This is a genomic window from Pseudomonas sp. P1_F7 (assembly GCF_056405655.1).
The window spans coordinates 46,330-71,868 of sequence record NZ_JBFUBR010000019.1; the positions used below are offsets into that span (position 1 = coordinate 46,330).

At 59.9% G+C, this 25,539-nt stretch carries 21 protein-coding genes and 2 pseudogenes; 18 read left to right on the plus strand and 5 right to left on the minus strand.

Going from position 1 to position 25,539, the window contains the following annotated elements:
* Positions 1 to 130: 130 nt before the first annotated feature.
* The 3 genes from AC1D1M_RS25935 to AC1D1M_RS25945 all read right to left on the minus strand — a co-directional run bounded on the left by AC1D1M_RS25935 (position 131) and on the right by AC1D1M_RS25945 (position 2,187).
* The gene (locus tag AC1D1M_RS25935; RefSeq protein WP_046042568.1) at positions 131 to 481 is read right to left on the minus strand and encodes a BON domain-containing protein; all 351 of its coding nucleotides are present in this window, start codon (positions 479 to 481) and stop codon (positions 131 to 133) included.
* A 390-nt stretch (positions 482 to 871) separates the two neighbouring features.
* Positions 872 to 1,678 carry a lytic transglycosylase domain-containing protein gene (locus AC1D1M_RS25940; RefSeq protein ID WP_477777844.1) on the minus strand — a complete coding sequence of 269 codons (807 nt, stop codon included), beginning with the start codon at positions 1,676 to 1,678 and terminating at the stop codon, positions 872 to 874.
* 317 nt (positions 1,679 to 1,995) lie between these two features.
* Positions 1,996 to 2,187 (minus strand): cupin domain-containing protein, encoded by a 192-nt coding sequence (locus AC1D1M_RS25945; RefSeq protein WP_238543203.1) that lies wholly within the window; start codon positions 2,185 to 2,187, stop codon positions 1,996 to 1,998.
* Here AC1D1M_RS25945 and AC1D1M_RS25950 point away from each other — a divergent pair.
* Positions 2,172 to 2,264, plus strand: a pseudogene (locus AC1D1M_RS25950) (LysR family transcriptional regulator); the annotation flags it as partial. The gene AC1D1M_RS25945 and the pseudogene AC1D1M_RS25950 sit on opposite strands and share 16 nt — an antisense overlap.
* Before the next feature lie 218 nt (positions 2,265 to 2,482).
* Positions 2,483 to 2,734 (plus strand): hypothetical protein, encoded by a 252-nt coding sequence (locus AC1D1M_RS25955; RefSeq protein WP_477777845.1) that lies wholly within the window; start codon positions 2,483 to 2,485, stop codon positions 2,732 to 2,734.
* A gap of 363 nt (positions 2,735 to 3,097) precedes the next feature.
* On the opposite strand, the gene AC1D1M_RS25960 is transcribed toward AC1D1M_RS25955, so the two are convergent.
* Positions 3,098 to 4,564 carry a flavin-containing monooxygenase gene (locus tag AC1D1M_RS25960; RefSeq protein WP_477777846.1) on the minus strand — a complete coding sequence of 489 codons (1,467 nt, stop codon included), beginning with the start codon at positions 4,562 to 4,564 and terminating at the stop codon, positions 3,098 to 3,100.
* Positions 4,565 to 4,873: 309 nt separating this feature from the next.
* On the opposite strand from AC1D1M_RS25960, the pseudogene AC1D1M_RS25965 reads away from it, so the two are divergent.
* The 11 genes and pseudogenes from AC1D1M_RS25965 to AC1D1M_RS26015 all read left to right on the plus strand — a co-directional run.
* A pseudogene (locus AC1D1M_RS25965) lies at positions 4,874 to 5,184 on the plus strand (transposase); the annotation flags it as partial.
* A 205-nt stretch (positions 5,185 to 5,389) separates the two neighbouring features.
* Positions 5,390 to 6,730, plus strand: coding sequence for a GntT/GntP/DsdX family permease (locus tag AC1D1M_RS25970; protein ID WP_477777847.1), 1,341 nt, complete (start codon positions 5,390 to 5,392; stop codon positions 6,728 to 6,730).
* Positions 6,731 to 6,773: 43 nt separating this feature from the next.
* Positions 6,774 to 8,126 carry a D-serine ammonia-lyase gene (locus tag AC1D1M_RS25975; RefSeq protein WP_477777848.1) on the plus strand — a complete coding sequence of 451 codons (1,353 nt, stop codon included), beginning with the start codon at positions 6,774 to 6,776 and terminating at the stop codon, positions 8,124 to 8,126.
* 161 nt (positions 8,127 to 8,287) lie between these two features.
* Positions 8,288 to 9,256, plus strand: a complete 969-nt coding sequence (dsdC, locus tag AC1D1M_RS25980; RefSeq protein ID WP_477777849.1) for a DNA-binding transcriptional regulator DsdC — start codon at positions 8,288 to 8,290, stop codon at positions 9,254 to 9,256.
* A 581-nt stretch (positions 9,257 to 9,837) separates the two neighbouring features.
* Positions 9,838 to 10,818: a quinone oxidoreductase family protein gene (locus AC1D1M_RS25985; RefSeq protein ID WP_477777850.1), complete on the plus strand. Its 981-nt coding sequence runs from the start codon at positions 9,838 to 9,840 to the stop codon at positions 10,816 to 10,818.
* Between the two features lie 14 nt (positions 10,819 to 10,832).
* Positions 10,833 to 11,681, plus strand: a complete 849-nt coding sequence (locus tag AC1D1M_RS25990; RefSeq protein WP_477777851.1) for a TauD/TfdA dioxygenase family protein — start codon at positions 10,833 to 10,835, stop codon at positions 11,679 to 11,681.
* Positions 11,682 to 11,759: 78 nt separating this feature from the next.
* The gene (locus tag AC1D1M_RS25995) at positions 11,760 to 12,812 is read left to right on the plus strand and encodes a beta-keto acid cleavage family enzyme (protein WP_477777852.1); all 1,053 of its coding nucleotides are present in this window, start codon (positions 11,760 to 11,762) and stop codon (positions 12,810 to 12,812) included.
* Between the two features lie 108 nt (positions 12,813 to 12,920).
* The gene (locus AC1D1M_RS26000; RefSeq protein ID WP_477777853.1) at positions 12,921 to 14,252 is read left to right on the plus strand and encodes an MFS transporter; all 1,332 of its coding nucleotides are present in this window, start codon (positions 12,921 to 12,923) and stop codon (positions 14,250 to 14,252) included.
* Positions 14,249 to 14,911 (plus strand): DsbA family oxidoreductase, encoded by a 663-nt coding sequence (locus AC1D1M_RS26005; protein WP_477777854.1) that lies wholly within the window; start codon positions 14,249 to 14,251, stop codon positions 14,909 to 14,911. Before AC1D1M_RS26000 ends, AC1D1M_RS26005 begins: the two co-directional genes overlap by 4 nt.
* Positions 14,908 to 15,234, plus strand: a complete 327-nt coding sequence (locus tag AC1D1M_RS26010) for a Rieske (2Fe-2S) protein (protein WP_477777855.1) — start codon at positions 14,908 to 14,910, stop codon at positions 15,232 to 15,234. The genes AC1D1M_RS26005 and AC1D1M_RS26010 overlap by 4 nt, the downstream gene beginning before the upstream one ends.
* Positions 15,231 to 16,241, plus strand: coding sequence for a YeiH family protein (locus AC1D1M_RS26015; RefSeq protein ID WP_477777856.1), 1,011 nt, complete (start codon positions 15,231 to 15,233; stop codon positions 16,239 to 16,241). Before AC1D1M_RS26010 ends, AC1D1M_RS26015 begins: the two co-directional genes overlap by 4 nt.
* 270 nt (positions 16,242 to 16,511) lie before the next feature.
* On the opposite strand, the gene AC1D1M_RS26020 is transcribed toward AC1D1M_RS26015, so the two are convergent.
* Entirely contained in the window at positions 16,512 to 17,531 is a 1,020-nt protein-coding gene (locus AC1D1M_RS26020; RefSeq protein WP_477777857.1) for an AraC family transcriptional regulator, read from the minus strand.
* Between the two features lie 258 nt (positions 17,532 to 17,789).
* Between AC1D1M_RS26020 and AC1D1M_RS26025 the strand changes: the two genes are divergently transcribed.
* The 5 genes from AC1D1M_RS26025 to AC1D1M_RS26045 all read left to right on the plus strand — a co-directional run bounded on the left by AC1D1M_RS26025 (position 17,790) and on the right by AC1D1M_RS26045 (position 25,534).
* Positions 17,790 to 18,344, plus strand: a complete 555-nt coding sequence (locus AC1D1M_RS26025; RefSeq protein WP_477777858.1) for an RBBP9/YdeN family alpha/beta hydrolase — start codon at positions 17,790 to 17,792, stop codon at positions 18,342 to 18,344.
* A 112-nt stretch (positions 18,345 to 18,456) separates the two neighbouring features.
* Positions 18,457 to 20,328, plus strand: coding sequence for a DUF1302 domain-containing protein (locus AC1D1M_RS26030; RefSeq protein WP_477777859.1), 1,872 nt, complete (start codon positions 18,457 to 18,459; stop codon positions 20,326 to 20,328).
* Between the two features lie 39 nt (positions 20,329 to 20,367).
* Entirely contained in the window at positions 20,368 to 21,723 is a 1,356-nt protein-coding gene (locus tag AC1D1M_RS26035) for a DUF1329 domain-containing protein (protein WP_477777860.1), read from the plus strand.
* Between the two features lie 156 nt (positions 21,724 to 21,879).
* Positions 21,880 to 22,968 carry a WD40/YVTN/BNR-like repeat-containing protein gene (locus AC1D1M_RS26040; RefSeq protein ID WP_477777861.1) on the plus strand — a complete coding sequence of 363 codons (1,089 nt, stop codon included), beginning with the start codon at positions 21,880 to 21,882 and terminating at the stop codon, positions 22,966 to 22,968.
* Between the two features lie 16 nt (positions 22,969 to 22,984).
* Positions 22,985 to 25,534: an efflux RND transporter permease subunit gene (locus tag AC1D1M_RS26045; RefSeq protein WP_477777862.1), complete on the plus strand. Its 2,550-nt coding sequence runs from the start codon at positions 22,985 to 22,987 to the stop codon at positions 25,532 to 25,534.
* Positions 25,535 to 25,539 lie beyond the last annotated feature (5 nt).

Sequence of the window (25,539 nt, forward strand, 5' to 3'; positions counted from 1 at the left end):
ATCAGCCATAAGCAGCCAGTCGGAAATGTCCACGAAACCATGTGCGACTCACTCTTGGGCACACAGGCATTCAGCTTCCCTCCGCCCTCGGTTCCCGACTGGGAGCGCGGCGCCTACAAAGTTGCCATTATCATTTGTCGTCCATCTTTGTTGACGATTGTGGCCGGCGCTCAGTGCTCTCTTCGGCGTTGGGCGCTTCTGGAAAACTCCCTGGCGTGAACACATGGGTCTGCAAGTCGCTGGCATCGACTTCGGCGACACCATGAACCGAACGGGCCAGACCAATGGCCTGTTCACACTGTCTATGAGTGTTGACGCGGCCGCTTAACCCCACTATGCCCGCATGGGTTTTGACATTGATATGCAGGCTAAGGGTCGGATCGGAAAATGCCAGGGCCGACTTCACCCTGGCGGTAATCCATGCATCGTGAACGGCCATTTCCAGACCATGAGAGTAATGCTGGAAGGAGTGAATTTTCATGGCTGAACCCTCTCTCGCGTAATCAGACGTACTGTCCATCCCATTTGCTGTGCCGCCCTCCGCCTGTCAGGTGAACGCTATGGATACCTGATTCGTTTTGGAGCGCTCGCCACGCAAACATTGACAGAAATTAATTATAGTACGGCCGTTGCCTGCGGTCAGAACGCTGTCCCCGTGAATGTCCGCCTTGGTCGCTCTGTGCCAGGCGCAACACCTACAGAGCACTCCAAACAGTCCTTATTGCGATTAGCCCTGATCAACCCATAGCTGCCGATCTCGACCGGCAGAAAACGGCCGATTCTGTTGAAAAACAGGGCGGATAACGCGCCAGCGCTATCCGCCGTGGAGGGGCCGGCGTATTACCTATTCCGGGTTATGCGCCCTACGGTACTAGCGATGGTTGCGATAGCGTTCGGTCAAGGACTGCACGAGGGTGACGTAGGATTGCGTCTCGGCGTAGGGAGGCACCCCGTTGTACTCGACCACGGACGCTTCGCCGGCGTTGTAACCTGCCAACGCCAGCACCTGGTTGCCGTTGAAGCGCTTGAGCAGCCAGGCCAGGTAGCGCACGCCGCCACGAATGTTCTGTCGTGCGTCGAACGGATCGTCCACGGCGAAGCGCTCGGCGGTGGCGGGCATCAACTGCATCAGCCCCTGGGCGCCGGCTTCGGAAATGGCGTTGGGGCGAAACGCCGATTCGGCATGTATCACTGCGCGGACCAGCGCCCTGTCGACACCATAATGACCCGAAGCGGCTTCGATCTCCCGCCGATAGGAATGGGTGTCCAGGCGCAGTGAGGCGACCTTGAAATCCTTCGGCGCCATGCATAGATAGCAGCCCTTGATGTAATAGAGCTCAAGGACATCGACCCGTGCGGAGATCCCGACGGGGCGCCGGCTCACATATTGACGAATACCCTTGTGGATGAAGGTGAACACCCGAATCCGCACCGCGCCTGAGTTGTCGTCCCGCACAAGCCGTGGCAGGGCCATTGCCTTGGCGCCGACACCGGCGCCCGCCATGCCATTGAGGCGAGTGCAGCGGGCGCTGGCGATGGCTTGGCTGGTGTAGCTGATGGCTCCGTCCCTGGCTTGGCACTTGAACATGGCGCTGGCGCACAGTGGAGCGACCAGCAAGGCCAGCTCGATGCAGCCAAGAAGGCTCTTGCGAGCCCATCGCCATGCTCTGGAACTCATCACATCGCTCCGCGCCGCAGGCGCCGATCAGGCCTGGAGCGCCTGGCCCGGGCGCTGCCTTTGGAGGGCCTATTCTGGGTGACCCGCCTGTTGTTCTGATAGTTATACCCCTTGTAACCAGCCTTGGAACTTGCGTTGACGTATGGGCTGCCGGCGTTCCCAGGCGAGGCGCAGGCCTGGTTGCTCGCACGACGCGTCGTCCCGGCTTGCCAGGGCCGGGCGCAAGTCCGATCCGCGGGTGACGGACCCGGAGCCGGGGCGGGACAGGCCCAGGTAGGCGACGGCAAAGTTGTCATCGTTATCCGCCCGGGCCGAACTCATCCGAGAATGAAATACACCTTGCGCACCGGCGTGATGTTTTCCCAGGTTCCCTTGAACCCCGCCGCCACCACGAACGAATCCCCCGGTCCGAAGGTCTTCGCCACGCCGTCCGCATCGGTCAGGCGCACGGTGCCTTCGAGGATGTGGCACATCTCGTCGTAGTCGCACTCGCATCTCGGTCTACGCACTGACCGAAACACGGCTGCTTCCTGCGAAGACCCAGCGGTTCATCGTGTTCATACGCGACCATCTCAACAGTGCTTAATGCCTGACGACTGGATAGGGGGCATCCCGACGCAAACGAATGTCTCCTTCTGGCCGATTTCTGCCTGTCGCCACCGTCTATATTGGGTCGTTCTCTGCCGGTCGCCGATCCTGATCCCTCTAGGCAGTCTGTGCGCATGGGCTACACTCAAAGGTGCGCCGATTTAATCCTACTTGCGGGGGCGCTTGAGAAATACTCGCTAAAGCGGAGTAGCTACCATGCCTACCCTTTCGATTGATTCACACACCCGTCTGCTTATCGCCAAAGCCATCATCTCTACCACAGGTGAAGCCGAAGCTATTCGTATCATCCCGCTGCCGGACGGCGGTCAACTATTGCTGATGTTCAACAGCGGGCATATCGCCGTCGACCTCGTATCGGATCAGGACGATCTGTTCGACAACCACCACCTCGTGTTCGACGTATCTGCACAGGTCATTGCCGACATGGAAAGCCATCGTGGCGAATAGGTCGGGTTGTTCCGATCCTGAGAAACTAGGCCGTCTCGCGAGACGGCCTTTTCACGATAGTTCGCGACGGGCTCGCTGTTGGCGCAGTCACTCTGAAACCGTAGGTTTGCGTGTCACTGGTGACACCGACCGGGCTGGACCATGTCCTAGCTCGGATGGACTGCCTGCGTAGTTCGCCAAGCTACTCTCGCGGGTCTCGCGCACCAACGCATGATCGGCGCGTTCGGATTCAGTCAATGGCAGCTCAGTAGGTGAAAATGCAGATACCGTCGCAGAACTGCCGCCTGAGGCAGCCATGGGGTAGTAGCCGTAGAACGGTTGGGTTACCACGCGGAGCGTGGGAACCATCAGCGCAGCTCGCGGTTATGGCTGTCCTTTCGGCGAGGAAAACACCAGGTAGCCATCCTCGACTTTGCCGAAGCGCAACAGGACGAGGTCGAGGGCGTAGTTCTGGTACAGCTTCCACGGTGCGCGGTCGCCCTGGCTGGGCAGCTTGTCCGCTACGCGCTGGATGTAGCCGGAGTTCAGGTTGAGGAAGGGGGCTGTCTTGACCTCGCCGGTGGTGTTGCACGGCGTGCACTGGCGCATGCTGATGGCGTCCATGTGGTTGATCAGGCGGCAGAAGTATTCGCTGGAGAGGTCGGCCTTGAGCGTCCAGCTGGCGTTGGTGTAGCCGAGCACCACTGCGGCGTTGGGCAGGTCGCGCAGCATGATGCCGCGGTAGCCCATGCTCTGCGCGGCGTCGAAGGGTTTGCCGTCCACCGCCACTTGCATACCACCGAACAACACCAAGTCCAGGCCGGTGGCAGTGATGATGACGTCGGCTTCGAGCATTTGGCCGGACTTCAAGCGGATGCCGGTTTCGGTAAAGGTGTCAATATGGTCGGTAACCACCGAAGCCTTGCCTTGGCGCAGTACCTTGAACAGGTCGCCGTCGGGCACCGCGCAGACGCGTTCGTCCCACGGTTTATAGCTCGGGCTGAAATGGCGCATGTCGAAACCCTGGCCGAGTTGGCGCCGGGCCTTGTCCAGCAGCGCCTTGCGTACCTGGTCGGGGAAGGCTTTGGAGAGGTAGAAAAAGACCATCTGCAGGGCCACGTTGCGCCCGCGCGCCAAGCGGTAAACCCATTTTTCCGGCAGGAAGCGCCGCAGGACGTTGGAGACCACGTCTTCCTTGGGTAGGTTGATCACGTAGGAGGGCGAGCGTTGCAACATGGTGACGTGCCTGGCCTTGTCGGTCATCGCCGGCACCAAGGTGACGGCGGTGGCGCCGCTGCCGATCACCACCACTTTTTTGCCGGTGTAATCGAAATTCTCGGGCCACAGCTGGGGATGGATCAGTTTGCCCTTGAACTGTTCGCGGCCGGGGAATTCGGGGGTGTAGCCGGCTTCGTAGCGGTAGTAGCCGGTACACATCAGCAGGTGCTGGCAGCTGAGCCGCAGCGGCTCTGGCTCGTCGCCGCGCTGCACTTCCAGGGTCCAGGTCGCGCTGTCGGTGCACCAGTCGGCCTTGAGCACTTTGTGCTGGTAACGGATTTTGCGGTCGATGCCGTTTTCCCGCGCCGTTTGCTCGATATAGCTGAGGATCGACGGGCCGTCGGCGATGGCCTGCGGGTCGCTCCAAGGCTTGAAGTTGTAGCCGAGGGTGTACATGTCCGAGTCGGAGCGGATGCCCGGGTAGCGGAACAGGTCCCAGGTGCCGCCGAGGGCGGAACGCCCTTCGAGGACGGCGAAGCTCTTGCCGGGGCACTGCTGCATCAAGTGATAGGCAGCACCGACGCCGGACAGGCCGGCGCCGATGATCAGTACGTCCAGATGTTCAACAAACATGGGGGTTTCTCTGTCGATGGGCCTGGGTGCGATCCATGGATTCAAGACCACAAGCCCGATACCTGCCAGATTCGCCGCAAGTAGTATGTTCGGCACACTTGTCCACCCGTTTTAATTCGACCTGACCATTCATTTGCATTCGTTCTGAACGCCCGATTGCATCGGGTTTGACCAGCACGCGTTGTAACCATGATGGGTTGAGAACGGCCAATTTCTGCCGATGCGGACCGTCAGCTTTGGGTCCAGACTGTGTGAAAGTGCCTGTGACTGTCTAACCTTCTGATCGTCGAGATCGTGGCGGGGACGATCATGAAGCGATTTATTGAAGGTGTGGCTCGGACGCAAATCATGCTTCTGCCAGAGTGCTTGGACGATTACGTAGTCGAGGAAAATCCAGTGCGAGGGGTCGACATTTTCGTCGATAAATTCGGCATGGGGGCACTTGGGTTTGAGGGCGTCGAACCGCTGCAACAGGTCATCCGGCCTATCACACAGCAGTCTTGCTGAAGTTCTATATCTACGGCTATCTCAATCGAATTCAGTCCAGCCGCAAGCTCGAGTTGATGTGGCTGACGGGGCGTTTGGCTCCCGATTTCAAAAGCATTGCCTACTTTCGGAGATCGTAAGGTTTGGCTTGATGCGTGATGGGACCGCAGGCTCGAACTTTTATCACCTCACGCCATACACTCACCATAGATGACCTCATGTCATCCATCCCTTGAAAATCCATCCTTTGTCAGGTCCCTGTGTTGCGCTCTCTAATGCCGAAAAGCTGAGTGACCCCGATCACTTATTTCAACAATAAAAGCTCTTTCAGGAGATTGTATGCACAGTGGTCCCACTCTATTGCTGGTGTTGTTTTCCGCCATCATTCTGATCGTTTTTCTAATCGTCAAAGTTCGTGTCCACGCATTCCTGGCCTTGACCGCAGCGAGCTTTGTGGTGGGCATCGGTTCAGGCATGCCACTGGCGCAAATTGCCTCTTCATATGAAAAAGGTGTCGGTGGAACACTCGGGTTCCTGGCCACGATCATTGGCCTTGGCGGCATACTCGGCAAGATGCTTGAAGAATCCGGTGGCGCGGAGCGCATTGCCCAGACGCTATTGAGCGCCCTGGGTAAAGAGCGTGCCTCATGGGCCATGATGCTTGTGGGGTTTATCGCGGGCATACCTGTGTTCTTCGAGGTTGGATTCGTTCTGCTGATTCCCCTGATCTATGTGGTCGCCAAAGAGACCCGGATCAACCTTCTGTACCTGGGCGTGCCCTTGGCCGTGTCGCTAATGGCGGTTCATTGCATGTTGCCCCCGCACCCTGCCGCGATGGCCATTACCGGGCTGCTGGGAGCCGATGTCGGTAAGGTTATTGTGTATGGCCTCATTATCGCGCTGCCTACCGCCATCATTGCCGGGCCGCTGTGGATCAAACTGGTCTGCAAGAGTGAAGCGCCTGACACTCAAGAAGCTTTTCTGGACGAACATTGCGATGACAGCGCGACCCGGGACTTGCCAGGCCTCGGCTTGACGCTGCTGACCATCCTGTTGCCACTTCTGCTGATGGTCGGCAAAAGTTTTGCGGCCGGACTGCCCCATGACTCCGGGCTCTTCAGCATCGTTTCGTTCCTGGGGACGCCGCTGATAGCACTGTCCATTGCTGTGGTGTTCGCTTACTGGGCGCTGGGTTTGCGCCGCGGCTTATCAATGCCTGACTTGCTCGCGCACACTCAGAAGAGCTTTCCTCCGTTGGCCAGCATTCTGCTGATTATCGGTGCCGGTGGGGCATTTAACGGCATCCTGGTCGACAGCGGCGTGGGTAACGCGCTGTCCGGCTCGTTGACGCAATTGAATATGAATCCCATCGTCCTGGCGTGGTTGGTGGCAGGGTTGATGCACTTCGCCGTCGGTTCAGCGACGGTGGCAATGATCAGCGCCGCCGGCATGGTGATGCCGATGCTGAGCGCTCATCCAACCGTGAGTAAGGAAATTATCTGCATTGCCATCGGTGCCGGCGCCATTGGCTGGACCCATGTGACGGACTCTGCTTTCTGGGTGGTCAAGGAGTACCTGGGTGTCTCGCTAGCCGAGGCGTTGAAGAAGTTCACCTCGGCCACCGTACTGGCTTCATTGATCGCGTTGGGGCTGACCCTGCTGCTTTCGCAATTTGTTTGATCTCACCCGCATTTTCATCCTGATTATTTAAAGGGACCGCGTCATGATTTTGGGAAGACCCCTTGAAAGCTGGTACGCCAGTTATCCTTTGATTCGCGATCTGGTCGCGCTGCAAGAGACCACTTGGTTTAACCCTGCCGTGGCTCCTGTCGCGGAGTCGATTGGCGATGTGGGGTTGACGGCCGAAGACGTCGCCGATGCCAGCGCGCGACTGACGCGTTTTGCTTCTTACCTGCGGCGAGCGTTTCCGGAAACGGAATGCAGTGGCGGCATTATCGAATCGGACATTCTGCCCATGCCTCAACTGCAGCAGTTGCTTGGCGAGCGCTACGGTCAGGCGTTGGAAGGGGCGCTGTGGCTCAAGCGGGACAGCCATCTCCCGATTTCGGGCTCAATCAAGGCGCGCGGTGGCATTTATGAAGTGCTCAAGCATGCCGAAGACCTGGCGTTGGCCGCGAATCTGTTGACGCTTGACGACGACTACGCAGTGCTGGACAGCGATAAAGCGCGTGCCTTTTTCGGCCAATACAAAATAGCTGTTGGCTCGACCGGAAACCTTGGCATGTCCATCGGCATCATGGGGGCGGCATTGGGTTTCCAGGTGACCGTGCATATGTCGGCGGATGCGCGGCAATGGAAGAAAGACAAGTTACGCTCACACGGCGTTACCGTTATTGAGTACTCCTCCGATTACAGCGTGGCCGTTGCGCAAGGCCGCCAACAAGCGGAGTCCGATCCAGCCTGCCATTTTGTGGACGATGAAAACTCGGTCAACTTGTTCTTGGGCTACTCGGTGGCTGCCGAGCGCCTGAAAAAGCAATTGGCAGCGGCTGACATCACCGTGGATGCGCAACATCCATTGTTTGTTTATCTGCCCTGTGGGGTGGGTGGCGCGCCTGGCGGCGTGGCCTTCGGCCTGAAGCTGGCCTTCGGCGACGCTGTTCATTGTATCTTCGCCGAGCCCACACACTCGCCATGCATGATGCTGGGCGTCTATACCGGCCTGCACGACGAAGTGAGCGTGCAAGACTTCGGCATTGACAACGTGACGGCTGCTGACGGCCTCGCCGTCGGACGCGCTTCAGGTTTTGTCGGCAAGGCCATGCAGCGCTTGCTTGATGGTTTCTACACGGTCAGCGACGAGGAAATGTACAGTCTGCTGGCACTGATGGAGCGCAGCGAAGGTATGCGCCTGGAGCCATCCGCGCTCGCCGGCGTGCCCGGCATCGCCAGAGTCCAGGCCGACCAGCAGGGCTACTTGGCGCGCGCGCGCCTGGACCGCCAGGCCATGGCGCAAGCCACCCATCTGGTTTGGGCAACGGGCGGCAATATGGTGCCTTGCGACGAGATGGAGGCTTATCTGGCCAAGGGCCGTAAATTGCTCGCCGAAGGTTAATCGGGCCTGAATGGTCCCGAATTGTCTGGACTCGACAGAGTTCTCGCTGATTTAAGCGTAAACCGAATGTGGCAAGATGAACGTCTTGCCACATACGTTACGTTTGCCCGCTGGAAATGCGTACAACGCAAGGCGGCTTTTGGGTTTGAGGGAAAACTGTCGTGCTCAACCTTCCTCCACGTATCAGCTCCAGGCTCAACAGCAGCCAGTTCGCGAACCTTCACACCTTTTTGGTTGCCGCTCGTCATCTGAGCTTCGCCCGTGCGGCAGAGGAGCTGTGTTTGACCGCAAGCGCCGTGAGCCACCGTATAAGTCGGCTGGAAACCGCCTTATCCATGAAGCTGTTCCAGCGCCTGACCCGGCAGGTCAGCCTGACGGACGAAGGCGAACGTATCTTCGATATACTCCAGAATGCGATGGGAGAATTGTCCGAGGCACTCGAGCAATCGTCACAGGCGGAAATTGCCGGCTCGATCGCGCTCTATGTCAGGCCTTCCATTGCCCAATGCTGGCTGGTTCCCAGGCTGGCGGACTTTATCGAGCGATATCCCTTGGTGTCATTGGACCTGCGGGTAGGCAATGACAATGTCGACTTTCGAACCCGTAAAATCGACTTGGCCCTGTACTACGCCAATGGCGAGTTTCCCGGGCTGACGAGCCATCGGTTGATGCGCGAGCGGCTGGCCCCGGTGTGCAGTCCCGAGTATGCGCGACGCCATCGCCTGGAGGAGAACCCGGACAACTTAAGGAACTGCACAACCTTGCATGACTCCCTGGCCTGGGATCATGCGGCCTATGATGCCGAGTGGACGCTTTGGGCAGAGCAACACAACATGCTCACGGCACTTCCCAAACGTAGCTTGACCTTCGATCGCTCTGATTTATGTGTGACCGCAGCCATGAACCACGCCGGCATTGCGATTGGCCGTCAGCAGCTTGTGCAGAAGCGGGTTGATCGCGGCGAGCTCGTTCTGCCGCTCGCTGAATTCAGCCGCTCAGGCCACTACGATTACTATCTGGTTCACCCGTCGCTCGGCACTATCCCCAAGCGATTGCTGGTTTTCATGAACTGGCTACGAGAATGCGCACATCAATCATCACCTCTGGATGAGAACGACGACCTGTTCTGATGAGGCATGCGTACAGGTGGGCGGTCAGGCCAGCCTCCAGTCGGTTTGCTCATTACCTGTCCTTCGATTGCTTCGCCGCGTTACGACTACGAAGAGCGCGACCTTCAAGTAAGCCTGCGGATCATGCCCGTTGAGCCGTACTTTGCCCGATCCTCTTTCACCTTGATGACCTCCAATTCGCTGCTCCGATCCAGTTTCATAAGCTGATTGGCGCAGCAGTCCGCTGCCCGCTGGTACGCACAGACGACCGCGTAGCAAAGTGGCTGTGAGGTGTGTCGTATTATGGTATACCGTATTGAGTTGGCTACTCTGGCCGACCAGCAACGCGAGTTGATCACTCAGTCCAAAGTCTGATTGGGCGATAACAAGGCTGGCAATCAAGCCGCAGCTATCGAGCGCCCGGCCTGAGTCAGGTATGCAGGTATGGAAGTCGCGGAGGGGGAAGGTGTCGGGCGACGCCGTTTGTCATGAAATGTGCCGACGGTGTCGTCTGATGAGACGCGCTCAAAAGGCCTGCAGCTTACATTCCAGTCAACGTCATCGCCGTAGTGCACCCAGAACGCTGATTGGAGAAAAAAAGCATGGCCCAAGTCGTACGATTTTACGAAACCGGTGGTCCCGAGGTTCTTCGCTTTGAAGAGGTAGAGGTCGGCGACCCAGGTCCTGGTGAGGTTCGACTTCGCCACGTAGCGGTCGGCCTCAACTATGCCGACACCTATTTTCGCAATGGTACTTACCCGATCCCGATGCCCAATGGCATCGGCGTTGAAGCCGCCGGTGTGGTGGAGGCAGTGGGCGAGGGCGTGAGCAATGTGGTGGTCGGCGATCGGGTCACCTATACCGGCTTTATCAACACCCTCGGCGCCTACAGCACCGAGCGACTGATCCCGGCCGCGCCGTTGATCAAACTGCCGGAAGATATTTCGTTCGAGACCGCAGCGGCCATGACCATGCGCGGGCTGACCTCGGCGTACCTGATGCGTCGCATCTATGATTTCAAGGCCGGTGACAGCATCCTGCTGCACGCCGCCGCCGGCGGTGTCGGCCTGATCGTTTCGCAGTGGGCCAAGCTGCAGGGCCTGAACGTGATCGGTACCGTGTCCAGCGAGGCCAAAGCTGAACTCGCCCGTGCTCATGGTTGCGATCATGTGATCAATTACAGTCATGAGGATGTGGCCAGGCGCGTGCGTGAATTGACCGACGGCGTCGGTGTCAACRTGGTGTTCGATAGCGTTGGCAAGAGCACGTTCGAGGGCTCGCTGGACTCTCTCAAACGTCGTGGCCTGATGGTCTGCGTCGGTACAGCATCCGGTCCGATTCCACCCTTCAGTCCAGCGCAACTGGCAATGAAAGGCTCGCTGTTCATGACGCGTCCGGCACTGGCTGACTACATTGCCGACCCGGCAGAGAAGGCTGACCTGGCCGGTGAGGTGTTCGGCCTGGTCGGGAGTGGCAAGATCAAGATCGAGATCAACCAGCATTACTGCTTGCAGGACGCCGTGCAGGCTCACCGTGATCTTGAGTCGCGCAAGACCACTGGCTCATCGATCTTTGTCATTTAAGGAGGTCTGCCGCCATGCAAGTCGAACAACTAACCTGCAGCATTGGCGCAGAGCTGATTGGCGTCAACCTTGCCGATGCCATTCATGACACCGGCCTGTTCACCGAGATCCGCGCGCAATTACTCAAGCATCGCGTGCTGTTCCTGCGCGACCAGGACATCAATCGCGCTGAACACGTGGCTTTTGCCCGTCGCTTCGGCGAGCTGGAGGATCACCCGGTCATCGGCAGCCACCCAGATCACCCGGGCTTGGTCCAGGTCTACAAGAACCCGGACAGCCCGATCGACCGTTACGAGAACTCCTGGCACACCGACGCCACCTGGCGCGAGGCGCCGCCGCTGGGCAGCGTGCTGCGTTGCCTGGCGTGCCCGCCAGTCGGTGGTGACACCATGTGGGCCAACATGGTGGAAGCTTACAAGCATCTGCCGGATGAGATAAAAGCGAAGATCGAAGGTCTCCGTGCCCGTCATAGCATCGAGGCGACCTTCGGTGCAGCGATGCCGATCGAACGGCGCCTGGCGCTCAAGGCCCAGTACCCGGACGCTGAGCACCCCGTGGTGCGCACTCATCCAGAGACTGGCGAGAAGGTGCTGTTCGTCAACTCTTTCACGACTCACTTCACCAACTTCCACACGGCCGAGCGTGTGCGTGTCGGCCAGGACTTCACCCAGGGCTCGTCCGAGCTACTGCGTCACCTGACCAGCCAAGCCCACATTCCGGAGTATCAGGTGCGCTGGCGCTGGAAGCCTAACAGCATCGCCATTTGGGACAACCGCAGCACCCAGCACTACGCCGTGATGGATTACCCACCCTGCCATCGCAAGATGGAGCGTGCCACGATCATTGGCGAAAAGACCTACTGAGCAACCTCACCGACACCCGTGCAAGCGCCCGCTCCGTACAGATCGTCGGGCGGGCAACAATAAAAACAGGAGATTAGCATGCAGTTTTTCGACGATTCCCTGCACCCGGAAAACATGGAAAAAGTGGTGATTACCGTCGCCCCTTACGCCCCACAGTGGATGCCGGGAGACTTCCCTGAAGATATTCCGATGACCATGGACGAGCACGTGCAGGCGGCTGTCGACTGCTATGAAGCAGGCGCCACGGTGCTGCACTTGCATGTGCGCGAACTGGACGGTAAAGGCTCCAAGCGCCTGTCCAAGTTCAACGAGTTGATCGCCGGTGTGCGTGAAGCCGTCCCAGACATGATCATCCAGGTCGGCGGCTCGATTTCCTTTGCCCCTGAAGGCGAAGGCGCAGAAGCCCTGTGGCTCTCCGATGATACCCGGCACATGCTGGCGGACCTGACGCCGAAGCCGGATCAGGTCACCATCGCCATCAACACCATTCAGATGAATATCGCGGAGCTGCTGTTCCCGCAAGGCATTGAAGGCACCTCCCTGCTTGATCCGGTGACCAATGCCGCGTATAGCGAAATGACCGTACCGGCAGGTCCTGCCTGGGTCGCCGAACACCTCAAGCGCCTGCAAGCCAGCAATATCCAGCCGCACTTCCAGCTGACCGGCATTCATGCCTACGAAACCCTTGAGCGCCTGGTGCGCAAGGGCATCTACAAGGGCCCTTTGAACCTGACCTGGATCGGCATTGGCGGTGGTTTCGACGGCCCGAACCCGATGAACCTGATGAACTTCATCAATCGCGTACCGGATCGTTGCACCTTGACTGCCGAGTCGCTGCTCAAGAACGTCCTGCCACTCAACACCATTGCCCTGGCCATGGGCTTGCACCCACGACTCGGTAATGAAGACACCATTATCGATCAACACGGCAAGCGCTTCTCTTCCGTTGAGCAAGTCAAGCAGACGGTGCGTATCGCTCACGAGCTGGGGCGTGAAATCGCCACCGGTAAAGAGGCGCGCGACATCTACCGTATCGGTGTGCAGTACAAGACTGTTGAAGAAACCCTGTTGGCCAACGGCATGGCACCGAACCGCAAGCCGAGTCAGAAGGGTGTACCACAGCGCGGGTAATCCAGATGACGGGGCAGGAAGCCAATGGCGTTCTGCCCCTGCCCACCTGAACGCGTGAGCAAGACCAAAAACAATAACAAAACGGGTGCTAGACACCGAGGAGGCAGCATGGCGATTCACCACAGTACAGTGGCCGATGAAATGGATACTTCAATTGGCATTCCGCGACGGTACGCCTGGATTGTGTTTGTGCTGACCTTTGGCTTGTTGATTTCCGATTACATGTCACGGCAGGTACTCAATGCCGTGTTCCCGATTCTCAAGAACGAGTGGACGCTGGGCGACGGCCAACTCGGCCTGCTTAGCGGCATTGTCGCGCTGATGGTGGGCCTCCTGACCATTCCCCTGTCGCTGCTGGCCGACCGCTTTGGCCGGGTCAAGAGTCTGGCGCTGATGGCCATGCTTTGGAGCCTGGCCACCCTGGGCTGCGCCCTGGCACAGAACTACCCGGAAATGTTGTTTGCGCGCTTCATGGTGGGCGTCGGCGAGGCTGCCTACGGTAGCGTCGGCATCGCCGTGGTGGTGTCGGTGTTCCCCAAAAACATGCGTGCGACCCTCGCCAGTGCCTTCATGGCGGGTGCCATGTTCGGCTCGGTGTTGGGCATCTCCATCGGCGGGGCGATTGCGGTCAAGCTGGGCTGGCGTTGGTCGTTCGCCAGCATGGCGCTGTTTGGCCTGCTGCTGGCGGCGCTTTACCCGATCATCGTCAAGGAAGCGCGTATTGCCCCGCAGCGCCTCGCCACGGTCGGGAGCAATGCCAAAACGGCGGTCAAGCGTCCGCTGCGCACGTTGTACGGCACGCGTTCGGTGATCGCCGCTTATGTCGCCAGCGGCCTGCAGACGTTCGTTGCCGGCAGCATGATTGTGTGGATGCCGAGCTATTTTAACCGCTATTACGGGATGGGCGAGGGCAAGGCAGGGGTTGTGGCAGGCGTCATGGTGCTGTGCTGCGGCGCCGGGGCGATTCTGTGCGGCATGCTCAGTGATCGCCTGTGCCGTCAATCTCCATTGCGCAAGATCGAGATGTCCATGGTGTTCTGCCTGGGCAGTTGCCTGCTGATGTCGCTGGCGTTGGTTCAGTCGACCGGTCCTGTGCAGTTGGGGCTGATCGGCCTGGCCATGCTATTGGTGACTGGCGTCAACGGCCCGACCATTGCCACGATCGCGAACCTGACCCACTACAAAGTGCATGGCACTGCTTTTGCCACCCTGACCCTGGTCAATAACTTGCTCGGCCTGGCCCCGGGGCCCTTCATCACCGGCAAGGTGTCGGACCTTATCGGCCTGCACGGGGCCTTCCAGCTGGTGCCGCTGATGAGCATCGCGGCAGCGGCGGTGTTCTTCTTTATCCGCTGTCACTATCTCGACGACATTGCCCGTGTGCAGGGTGAGACGGTCGCAGAGGCGCCCACCAAAGCCGCGATGGAGGTGTCGTCGTGACGGGGACATTGCGTATCAATGTGTTCTTCGACTTCATTTGCCCCTGGTGCCTGATTGGCAAGCGTCAACTCGAACGCGCACTCACGCAGTTGCGCGCCAGCTACCCGGAAGTCGAGTTGGAACTGGCCTGGCATGGCGTGCAGCTGCTGCCGCACCTGCCGGCGCAGGGCGCGCCTTTTGTCGAGTTCTACCGCCAGCGACTGGGCAGTGCCGAGGCGGTGCAAGCGCGCCAGGCGCAAGTCCGGCAGGCCGCAGCCAGCGTCGGCTTGAGCATCGACTTCAGTGGCATCAACACCATGCCCAACACCGCCGATGCCCATCGTCTGCTAGAGCGTGCCGCTGAACTGGGCAGCGTGGCGCAGCGCGATGCCTTGCTGGAACGGCTGTTCGCCGCCTATTTTCATCAAGGCGAGGACCTCGGAAACAGTGCCACCTTGCTGTCGATCGCCGAGTCCTGTGGCTACCCGCGCGAGGCGCTGGTCGACTGCCTGGAGGGCGCTCGCAACCCCTACAACGATGGTGGGATGAGCGCCAGGGGGGTGCCGTATTTCATCTTCAACCGTCGCCAGGCGTTGTCCGGTGCGCAGCCGGCCGAGGTACTGTTGCGGGCGATGCAGCAGACCCTTGAGCAGGACGCGACCGGGAGTCAATCGGCATGAGTCGGCGCATTGCAGTACCGGCCGAGAAAGTCCCGACACCGGGCATGCGTTCGCTGTTCGAGCCTGAGGGCAACAGCCTGGCGCTGTTCAATGTCGCCGGCCAGCTCTACGTCATCGATGACAGCTGTCCGCATCAGGGCGCCTCGCTATGTGGTGGCCGCCTTGAGGGGCGGGTGATCCAGTGCTGTGCCCACGGCCTGCGCTTCGACCTGGCGAACGGCTACCTGCTCAACTCAAACAGTGTGAAGGTCGGCAACTACCCTGTCGAGGTGGTCGACGGCCAGGTGTTCATCGTCATCGCTGCCAAGGAACCCGCATCATGAGTGCCATTGCTTTGGCCTATGTTCACTGCCGTGTACAAGAACGGGTCCCCGGTTTTATCGTCAGTCTGATTGTTGCCGCAGCGGCGAGTTTCCTTTCCGAGCACTATGGTGCGCCGGTGATGTTGTTCGCGCTGCTGCTCGGTATGGCGCTGAATTTTCTCGCTGGCGACGGCAAGTGCAAGGCCGGTATCGAGTTCACCTCACGTACCGTGTTACGCATCGGCGTGGCGTTGCTGGGTATGCGCATCACCCTCGAACAGATCGCCGCGCTTGGCTGGAAACCGGCGGCCCTGGTGGTGATCTCGGTTGTGGTGACCATCCTCGTCTCGATGGTGGCGGCCAAGGCCATGGGGTTCCAGCGTCTGTTCGGCATGCTCACCGGTGGCGCTACGGCCATTTGCGGTGCCTCCGCGGCGTTGGCGCTGGCGGCGTCTTTTCCCAGCCATCCGCAGAAAGAGCGTGCCACGCTGTTCACGGTGATTGGCGTGTCGGCACTGTCGACCTTGGCCATGATTCTCTACCCGATGATCGCCAACTGGCTCGAGCTGAATCCGCAGATGGCCGGGGTGTTCCTCGGCGCCACCATTCACGACGTTGCCCAGGTGGTGGGTGCCGGTTACAGCCTGTCTACCGAGACCGGCGATACCGCCACGGTGGTCAAGTTGATGCGTGTGGCCATGCTCCTGCCGGTGATCGTTTGCGCAGCGATGATTGCCCGCAGACAGGGCGTCGACCCGACGGGCAAACGACCGCCGTTGCTGCCTTGGTTCGCGGTGGGCTTTCTGATTCTCGCGTGCGTCAACAGTACCGGCTGGGTCGTACCGGCCGTGCAGGGATTCACCAACGAACTGTCGCGCTGGTGCCTGGTCATCGCCATCAGCGCGCTAGGCATGAAGACCCAGCTCAAGGAGCTTGCTGCGGTGGGTATCAAGCCCATCCTGCTGATGGTGGGGGAGACTGTCTTCCTGGTTGTTCTGGTGCTGTTGCTGATGCGCTGGGGCTTATAGACGGGCGCTCTATCGAGGGTTGCGGAATTCAGCACACGGGTTGAGCGTGAGTGAAGCGTCACCCCCCGGATATGCTCCTTTTTGCGGTCGTCCGTTTCGGCAGATGGCCGTTTTTTTTGGCACGATCCCTAGGTGTACGAGTTCCCCTGCAGGAACTGGCTTGCCAGCGATGGCGGCCTGACAGCCGACTCGTTTTTTATGAATGTATCCGGTGTCCGCTGGCGACGCAGGTGCTGCTGTCGAATCATGACCGGGTGGCTGCAGGGCGTATCAGTTGTCTTTGCGCGGCACGATCTTGTGTTCGCTGCGCCAGGCGGCTGGCGGCATGTCGAACTGGGAAACGAACCAGCGAGTGAATGAGTTGGGCATGGAGTAGCCAAGCATGTCGGCGATCCGTCCCAGCGAGTACCCGGGGTTTTCCAGGTAGCGAATCACCAGGTCGCGGCGCACGCTATTGATCAACTCGCTGAAACTGGCCCCTTCTTCGTCCAGGCGGCGCTGCAGGGTGCGCACGTTCATGCCCTGGCTCTGAGCAGTCTGCGCAATGGTCGCGCGACCCATGGGGAGCAACAGGTAAATGGATTTGCGCACCTCAAACGCCACGGAATGGTCGTTTTTGCCCAGCAGCGAATCCATGTAGCGCTGCGCATGTCGGGCCATGGCCGCATTGGCCAGAGGATTGGCGGCGTCGAGGTTGGTGGCGGGACAAACGATGCCGTTGAACTCGCAGCCGAACTCCACCTTGCAGCCGAAGATCCGTCGATGCACGGAGAGATCTGCCGGAGCGTCGTGGGAGAAACAGACATTGATCGGGTGCCAGTGCGCGCCGAGCATGGCGGCGCAAAAGCGGTGCATCACGGCGATGGCCAGTTCGATGGATTGGCGGTTGTTCGTGCCCATGTCAGTAACCAGTTCTTCGCGAATGATCACCGTACTGCCACTTTCCTCTACGAAAATCGCCAGTGACTCATTGATCTGCTGACGGTAACGCACGATCACATTCAGCGCATCGCGAAGCGTGTTCTGGTGACTGAGCAGCAGGCTCACTTCACCAAAGTCCGCGAGTTGACGCAGCTCGGCCATACGCAGGCCGAGGGTTTCACAACCACTCAGGCGCGCCGACTTCTCCAGCAGGATGATGCTGGCGGTGGCCGGGATGCGTTGGCTCGGATCGCTCAGAAGCGCGGGACTCAAGCCCACCTCGGCTAACAGCGTGATCGCGTTCAGCCGTAGATGGTGAGCCACATCCAGGTAGTTGGTCAGTACGGCGGTTCGTGCTTGTGCGGGCATGGCGTGCATACATTCCACGTTGTGACAAATGAGATCTCGCTGTCGCAGTTGCCTGCCAGTTATAGAGACTTGATCGTGAAATGAAAAGCGCCGGGTGCGGTAAATCCAACCGGGCCGACTCACGGACGCTGTCATCAAAAGGGAAGTGGCTGACGCTAAATGTAACCCGCTCCGACAAGGCGAATCCTACTGTGCTGCTGGCAGGGTTCGAAACATTCGCGGACCCGCTCGATGGATTGTTCAAGGGTGAATAGCGCGATGAATGACACCACGATTTTGATAGTTCCGGGCTTGCGCGATCACGTGCCAGCGCATTGGCAAACGCTGCTGGAAGCCAGGTTGGACAAGGTCCGCTCAGTACCACCACTGGGAGAGAACAAACTCAGTCTGGCAGCACGAGTGGATGCGATCCAGGGCGAGCTGGAGCAGATTTCCGGTCCGGTGATCCTGGTGGCCCACAGTGCCGGTGTGCTGATGGTGGTGCACTGGGCCGCCTGTCATGACCGCCCGATCAAGGGCGCTTTGCTGGCCGCACCACCGGACCTCGAGGCCAAATGGCCAGCCGGTTATCCGCCCCCTGAAAGCCTGCGGGCCAATGGCTGGGACCCGCTACCAAAAGGGCCGCTGCCGTTCCCGACGATTGTCGCGGCCAGTACCAACGACCACCTTGCGAGCCTGGAGTCGGTGACCCAAATGGCCCGTCAATGGGGCAGTGAACTGGTCAACCTCGGTGCTGTAGGCCACCTCAATCCAGCCGCCGGCTACGGCGCGTGGCCGCAGGCCGAAGACTTTATCCGCACGCTGGATCGCTAGACGCAAACACCTGAATAGAACCGCCTGAAGAAGCTCGCATCACTGCCAGGATCTGATGTGAGCCGTTGTTAGAGCAAAAAAAACAAAAACAACAAAAAACGGAGACAACGTAATGCATACCACGACAGGGCATAGCCCTTTGCGTCGCAGTCTGCTGGCTAATGCCATGCTGCTCGCCTCCATGCCGGCTGCCCATGCCTTTGAACTGAGCAATGGCAGTGAAGATTGGGCCGTGCGCTTCGATAACACCCTCAAGGCCAGTTACGGTCAACGGGTGCAAGGTCAGAATTCGAAGATTGCCAACGCCGCCAACTATAACGACGGCGACAAAAACTTCAGTGTCGGCAGTGCTGTGACCCAGCGGGTCGATCTGCTGACCGAGCTCGATGTGGTCTACCAACGGAAGATGGGCTTTCGTGTCAGTGCCGCGAGTTGGTATGACCATGCCTATGACGATGTCGGGTCTAACTCCAACCCTTTTCCAGGGCAGGCGGGCAATGCGGGTAACCTGGTAGCGGCGCGTCAGTCCGGTTCCATCCAGCCGGGCGACTCGCTGAATGGCCACGTTGCACGCAAGCATGGGCTGAGCAGCTACACCGACCGTTATTACAACGGCCCCTCCGGTGAGATCCTTGATGCCTTTGTGTTCTACAGCACCGAGGTCGGCGAGGAGTCGATGTTCAGCACCAAGCTCGGCAGGCACAACATGTTCTGGGGCGAGACCCTGTTCAACGCGGCCAACGGTATCAACTACGGTCAGTCGGCCCTGGACCTGGCCAAGTTGTACAACGTGCCGGGCACCGAAACCAAGGAACTGTTCCTGCCGCGCAACCAGCTTTCCATGTCGTTCACGGTCAATCCGGAACTGACCCTGGGCGCGCAGTACTTCCTGGAGTTCCGCAACACCCGTCTGCCTGAGGGTGGGACCTACATGGGCGGCTATGACATGTTCGGCGAAGGCGGGGATGTGTTCTGGCTGCCGGTGCCGACGGCGCTGGGCGGGGCCGGTGCTTTTTACGGCACTCCGCGCGGGCACGACGTCAAGCCGCACAACACCGGCGACTTCGGGCTCATGGCCAAGTGGAGCCCGCAATGGCTGGACGGCACCCTGGGCTTCTACTACCGCAACACCTCGGACCCGATGCCAGTGGTACTGGTCAATGCGCCCAACCTGCAACAGCCAGGCCTGCCGGGGCTCGCGGGTGCTGAATACCTGGCCGCTTATGCCGATGACATCGACATCTATGGCATCAGCCTGTCGAAAAATGTGGGGCCGGTCAGCGTCGGGCTTGATGTTAACTATCGCGAAAACATGCCGCTGCTGAGCAACTTCACCACCATCAACCCGACATTGAGTGCACAGGCTGCGCAGGGGCTGGTCAACGGCGACAACCTTATCGGTGCCGTGCCGGGCAGAGGTGACACCGGAACGGCCCGTGGCAAGACTTTCGACGTGGTACTCAACGGTCTGGTGAGCTTTGGCAATACCCCGTTGTGGGACTCGTCCTCGTTGGCAGTAGAAGGTGCCATGACCCATCTGGTCAGCGTCGACAAGGGCCAGCAGTCCTTCAAGGGTAACTCCAGTTACCAGGGCGTCGACAAAGTCGACACCAATGCCTACTCCATCGCGACCAACTTCACCCCGACCTGGTTCCAGGTGTTCCCGGGGGTGGATATGTCCATGCCCGTTTCCTACAACGTCGGCCTCAAGGGCAACTCGGCCGTCCAGCTCGGTGGCAGCGAAAACGCCGGGAGCTACTCCATAGGCGTCGCTGCAGACGTCTATCAAAAGTACAAGTTCGACCTGAAGTACGTGGATTCTTTTGGTCCTTTCAATACCTGTGAAACCGGGATCGATAACAACACCCCCGGCAGTAGTGGGCAGTACCGCTGCATTCCTGGCCAGATCACTTCGCAGGCCGGCCTGGCGCCGCTGCTCAAGGATCGCGGGATGCTCACGGCCTCGTTCAAAACCACCTTCTGACTGACGCTCGGATTACAAATACAAGTGGAGAGAATTCAGATGAGATTGCTAAATAGTGTGTTGGCAGCTTCCCTGGCAGCTATCATTGCCGGTCAGGCCCAAGCGGCCGTATCGGCTCAGGAAGCCGCCAAATTGGGCACCAGCCTGACCCGTGTGGGCGCCGAGATGGCGGCTAACGCCGATGGTTCGATTCCAGCCTACAAAGGCGGCCTGACCACTCCGCCAGCCGGCTTCAAGGCGGGCGACGGCATGCGTCCGGATCCGTTTGCCGACGAGAAGCCGCTGCTGGTCATCGATGGCAAGAACCTTGACCAGTACAAGGGCCAGTTGACGGCCACCACGGCAGAGCTTGCCAAGCGCTATCCCACGTACCACATCAATGTGTATCCGACCCATCGCACTGTCGCCCTGCCTCAGGCGGTGCTGGACAACAGCGTGAAAAATGCCATCGGTACCAAGTCCCTCGATGGCGGCCTGGCCATCGATAACCTGTTGCCTGGCGTGCCGTTCCCGATCCCGACCTCCGGCAGTGAGGCCATGTGGAACCACCTGCTGCGCGTCGGTGGCAACCGCAACGTCAAGTATGACTCCTGGAACGTCGACTCGGCGGGTGTGCCGACACTGTCCACCACGGCGCTGTCGTTTTCGAACTATCCGATCTACGACGACATGTCGAAGCCGTTCAACAGCACTGACGTGTTCTTTCAGATGAAGCTGTATTACACCGGTCCCGCGCGCCGTGCGGGAGAGGCCATCATGCTCAAGGACACGGCCAACCCATTGGCGCAGCCACGCCGCAGCTGGCAGTACCTGCCTGGCCAGCGGCGAGTGAAGCTGGCGCCAGACCTGGCCTACGACACGCCTAACCCCGGTACGGGCGGTGCGGGTACCTACGACGATGTGTTTGTGTTCAATGGCGCATTGGACCGCTTCGACTGGAAGCTGGTGGGCAAGCAGGAAGTGATCATCCCCTACAACACCTACAAGCTGACCTACGCCGTGGACGCCAAGCAGCTTACGACCCCCAACCACATCGCGCCTGACTATGTGCGTTGGGAGAAACACCGCGTCTGGGTGGTGGAGGGCACGCTCAAATCCTCTGCGCGGCACATCTACCAGAAGCGCCGCATGTACCTGGATGAAGACAGCTGGATCGCTCTGGCCTCTGACCAGTATGACTCGAGCGGCAAACTCTACCGTGGCTCCTTCGCCTTCCTCAGCCAGAGCTACGACAAAAACATCCCTGATGTCTCGCCTTTCATGATCTACGACCTGGTGGGCGGCTCCTACAACATCAACGGCATCACGGGCGCGTACGGCGGCATCAAGTACATCGAGTCTCTATCGAAGGCGCAGTGGGCTCCGGATGCGCTGGCAGCGTCCGGTATCCGCTAAGCGTCAGGCGATAAAAGACCGGGGCGATCGGTAGAGATCCCCCGGCAGAGTGACTGGAAGATGGACGGCCTGAGCGTCGTTCGTCTTGGGTTACCGACTCCGACGCCGGACTGTACCTCGTGTACTTTGCGGTGCCGTTTTCCTAGAAGGTGCGGTATGGGTTCCTTGAAAAATTTCGTGCTGGCGCTGCTATGTTCGATGCTGGCGCTATTGCAGGGTGTCGCTCAGGCGGCCGGTTATGTTGATGTGCTGGATCTGCCAGCCAAGCCGAGTCCCTTGGCCGTGCGTAACCCCTTGATCGGCATCGCTCGCGCGGGTGAGCGCCTGGTCACCGTTGGCCAGCGTGGCCATATTCTTTATTCCGATGACGCTGGCAAGCACTGGCTGCAGGCTGGCGTCCCGGTCAGCAGCGATCTGACCGCGGTGTTTTTTCCTTCTGCCAAACAGGGCTGGGCGGTCGGTAACGACGGTGTCGTGCTGCATAGCAGCGATGCAGGCACCACCTGGCGCAAGCAGCTCGACGGTCGTCAGATCGGCGCCTTGCTGGTCAAGCATTATGCAGCGCTGGCCAGTGCCCAGCCGGCCAACGAGCAATGGCCGCTGCTGGTCGCTGAAGGTCAGCGTCTGGTCGAGCAGGGCGCCGACAAGCCGTTCCTTGATGTGTGGTTCGCCAACGACAGGCTTGGCTATGTGGTCGGTGTGTTCAACCTGATCCTGCGCACCGAGGACGGTGGCCAGAGCTGGACCCCGTTCCAGGATCACACCGACAACCCCCAGGGTTTCCACCTCAACGCCATCGCCTCCACCGGCGACAGTGTGTACATCGCCGGCGAGCAAGGCCTGTTGCTCAAATGGGACGACAGCGCCCAACGCTTCGCCGCCGTGCCGACGCCTTATCAGGGCAGCTTCTTCGGCGTGCTCGGCAAGCCCGGCGAAGTGCTGGTCTACGGCTTGCGCGGCAATGTGCTGCGCAGCACCGATGGCGGCCAGAGCTGGACCGCGCTGGACACCGGCCTGCACGTCAGCATCACCGCCGGCCTGATCGATGCCCGTGGCCATTACCGCTTGTTCACCCAAGGTGGGCAGATGCTGGTCAGCCAAGGGACGGGCGCGCAACTGCATCTGGTGCAGCAACCGGCACCGACCCCGATAGCCGGCGCCAGCCAGTCCGCGGCCGGCACCTTGGTGCTGGCCGGCAGCCGTGGTACGCGGACGTTGTCCGTCGACCCAGCCCTCGAACCCTAAGAGCGAGAACCCAGACATGGGCAATATCAAACAAGACGCCATGCCGGTGATCCGCGAGCTGCGTGACTTCGATCGGTGCTCCGGCAACCGGCTGGAACGGCTGGTGTTCAACTTCCGCCCGCTGTTCATGCTGTTGATGGCACTGGCCACCGTGGTGCTGGGCTACATGGCGCTGACCCGTCTGGAACTGCGTCCCAGCTTCGAGAAGATGATTCCGCAGAGCCAGCCGTACATCCAGAATTTTCTGGAGAACCGCCAGTCGCTGCGCGGTTTGGGCAACTCGGTGCGGGTGGTGGTCGAAAACACCCAGGGCGATATTTTCGACCCCGGTTACCTGGACGTAATCAAGCAGGTCAACGACCAGTTGTTCCTCACTGAAGGCGTCGACCGCTCCTGGATGAAGTCGCTATGGAGCCCTGGGGTGCGCTGGACCGAAGTCACTCAGGAAGGCTTCCAGGGTGGGCCGGTGATGCCCGACGCCTACCAGGGCAAGCCTGAGCAAATCGAACAGTTGCGCCAGAACATTTCCCGCGCCGGCATCGTCGGCAGCCTGGTGGCCAGCGACTACAAGTCGAGCATGCTGATCGTGCCATTGCTGGACAAGGCCTCGGCCACTGGCCAGAGCATCAACTACCACCAGTTCTCGCGGTTGCTCGAAGAACAGCTGCGCGACAAGATCGAGTTCGCTGGCGACAGCGCCGCGCGCAAGGCCGGGGCAGAGGGCACGGGACAGTACAAGGTGCGGGTGATCGGTTTCGCCAAACTCATGGGCGACCTGATCGACGGCCTGATCCAGGTGATGATGTTCTTCGGTCTGGCGGTCGTCACTTCACTGGTGATTATCTATGCCTACACCCGTTGTGTACGCAGCACCTTGCTGGTGGTCGGCTGCTCGCTGATTGCGGTGGTCTGGCAACTGGGCATCGTCGCCTGGCTCGGCTACGCCATCGATCCGTACTCGGTGCTGGTGCCGTTTCTGATCTTCGCCATCGGCGTGTCCCACGCCGCGCAGAAAATGAACGGCATCATGCAGGACATCGCCCGCGGCACCCACAAGCTGATCGCCGCGCGCTACACCTTCCGCCGTCTGTTCATCGCCGGCGTCACTGCGCTGCTGGCTGACGCCGTGGGCTTCGCCGTGCTGATGCTGATCGATATCCCGGTGATCCAGGATCTGGCGATCACTGCCAGTATTGGTGTCGCCGTGCTGATCTTCACCTCGTTGTTGTTGATGCCGGTGGCGCTGTCTTACATCGGTGTCGGCGCCAAGGCCGCCGAGCGTGCGCTGAAAATCGACAACCGTGCAGAAAAGCACAAAGGCTTCGGCAAACTGTGGGACGCGCTCGATCGCTTCACCACGCGCAAGTGGGCCACGGGGGCGGTATTGGTGGCCACGCTGATGGGCATCGGCGGCTTCATGATCAGCCTGCAACTGAAAATCGGCGACCTCGACAGCGGGGCGCCGGAGTTGCGCGCCGATTCGCGCTATAACCGCGACAACGCCTACATCACCAGCCACTACGCACTGTCCAGCGATATGTTCGCGGTGATGATCAAGACCGCGCCGGAAGGCTGCCTGAACTACCAGACCCTGGTCCTCGCCGACCGTCTGGCCTGGGAGCTGCAGCAGTATCCGGGCGTGCAGGCGACGTCTTCGCTGGTCAACGCGGTGCGGCAGATCACCGCCGGCACCTATGAAGGCAATCCAAAGCTCAACAGCATCCAGCGCAACCAGGACGTGCTGAACTATGCCGCGCAACAAGCCTCGGTCAACTCGCCTGAGTTGTTCAACAACGACTGCTCGCTGATGCCGGTGATTGCTTTTCTCACTGACCACAAGGCTGAGACGCTGAACGCCGTGGTGGCGATTGCCGACAAGTTCGCCAAGGAAAACAGCACTAAGGATCGCCAGTTCCTGCTGGCCGCCGGTAGTGCCGGCATCGAGGCCGCGACCAACATCGTGGTGCGCGAAGCCAATCGCACCATGCTGTTTTACGTGTATGCCGCGGTGACGCTGTTCTGCCTGATCACCTTTCGTAGCTGGCGCGCCACGCTGGTGGCCCTGTTGCCGCTGGTGCTGACCTCGATCCTCTGCGAAGCCTTGATGGTGGTGATGGGCATCGGTGTGAAGGTCGCGACCTTGCCAGTGATCGCCCTTGGCGTCGGGATCGGTGTGGATTACGCGCTGTATTTGCTCAGCGTGCAGCTGTACCACCAGCGCCAGGGGCTATCGCTGGCGGATGCCTACCGAAAAGCGGTGTCGTTCACCGGTCGGGTGGTCGGGCTGGTGGGCATCACCCTCGCCGCCGGCGTGGTGTGCTGGGTCTGGTCGCCGATCAAGTTCCAGGCCGACATGGGCATCCTGCTGACCTTCATGTTCCTGTGGAACATGCTGGGGGCGCTGATTCTGATTCCTGCCCTGTCGTACTTCCTGTTGCGCGGGCCCTCGCTGAACCGTCGTACGGCCTCGGATGAGCCAGTGGTGCATGAGTCGCTGCTGCCCGTCAGTGAGACCGGCCATCCCCAAAAAACAGGCATGCCTCATGCCCTCAAATTGACCGAGTAAGCCCA

Coding starts and splice junctions, on each gene's coding strand:
- AC1D1M_RS26040 (WP_477777861.1), top strand. CDS start 21,880: ATGGGTTCCTTGAAAAATTTCGTGCTGGCGCTGCTATGTTCGATGCTG.
- AC1D1M_RS26045 (WP_477777862.1), top strand. CDS start 22,985: ATGGGCAATATCAAACAAGACGCCATGCCGGTGATCCGCGAGCTGCGT.
- AC1D1M_RS26000 (WP_477777853.1), top strand. CDS start 12,921: ATGGCGATTCACCACAGTACAGTGGCCGATGAAATGGATACTTCAATT.
- AC1D1M_RS25970 (WP_477777847.1), top strand. CDS start 5,390: ATGCACAGTGGTCCCACTCTATTGCTGGTGTTGTTTTCCGCCATCATT.
- AC1D1M_RS26015 (WP_477777856.1), top strand. CDS start 15,231: ATGAGTGCCATTGCTTTGGCCTATGTTCACTGCCGTGTACAAGAACGG.
- AC1D1M_RS25955 (WP_477777845.1), top strand. CDS start 2,483: ATGCCTACCCTTTCGATTGATTCACACACCCGTCTGCTTATCGCCAAA.
- AC1D1M_RS26030 (WP_477777859.1), top strand. CDS start 18,457: ATGCATACCACGACAGGGCATAGCCCTTTGCGTCGCAGTCTGCTGGCT.
- AC1D1M_RS26025 (WP_477777858.1), top strand. CDS start 17,790: ATGAATGACACCACGATTTTGATAGTTCCGGGCTTGCGCGATCACGTG.
- AC1D1M_RS25995 (WP_477777852.1), top strand. CDS start 11,760: ATGCAGTTTTTCGACGATTCCCTGCACCCGGAAAACATGGAAAAAGTG.
- AC1D1M_RS26020 (WP_477777857.1), bottom strand. CDS start 17,531: ATGCCCGCACAAGCACGAACCGCCGTACTGACCAACTACCTGGATGTG.
- AC1D1M_RS25960 (WP_477777846.1), bottom strand. CDS start 4,564: ATGTTTGTTGAACATCTGGACGTACTGATCATCGGCGCCGGCCTGTCC.
- AC1D1M_RS26010 (WP_477777855.1), top strand. CDS start 14,908: ATGAGTCGGCGCATTGCAGTACCGGCCGAGAAAGTCCCGACACCGGGC.
- AC1D1M_RS26035 (WP_477777860.1), top strand. CDS start 20,368: ATGAGATTGCTAAATAGTGTGTTGGCAGCTTCCCTGGCAGCTATCATT.
- AC1D1M_RS25940 (WP_477777844.1), bottom strand. CDS start 1,678: ATGAGTTCCAGAGCATGGCGATGGGCTCGCAAGAGCCTTCTTGGCTGC.
- AC1D1M_RS25990 (WP_477777851.1), top strand. CDS start 10,833: ATGCAAGTCGAACAACTAACCTGCAGCATTGGCGCAGAGCTGATTGGC.
- AC1D1M_RS25975 (WP_477777848.1), top strand. CDS start 6,774: ATGATTTTGGGAAGACCCCTTGAAAGCTGGTACGCCAGTTATCCTTTG.
- AC1D1M_RS25935 (WP_046042568.1), bottom strand. CDS start 481: ATGAAAATTCACTCCTTCCAGCATTACTCTCATGGTCTGGAAATGGCC.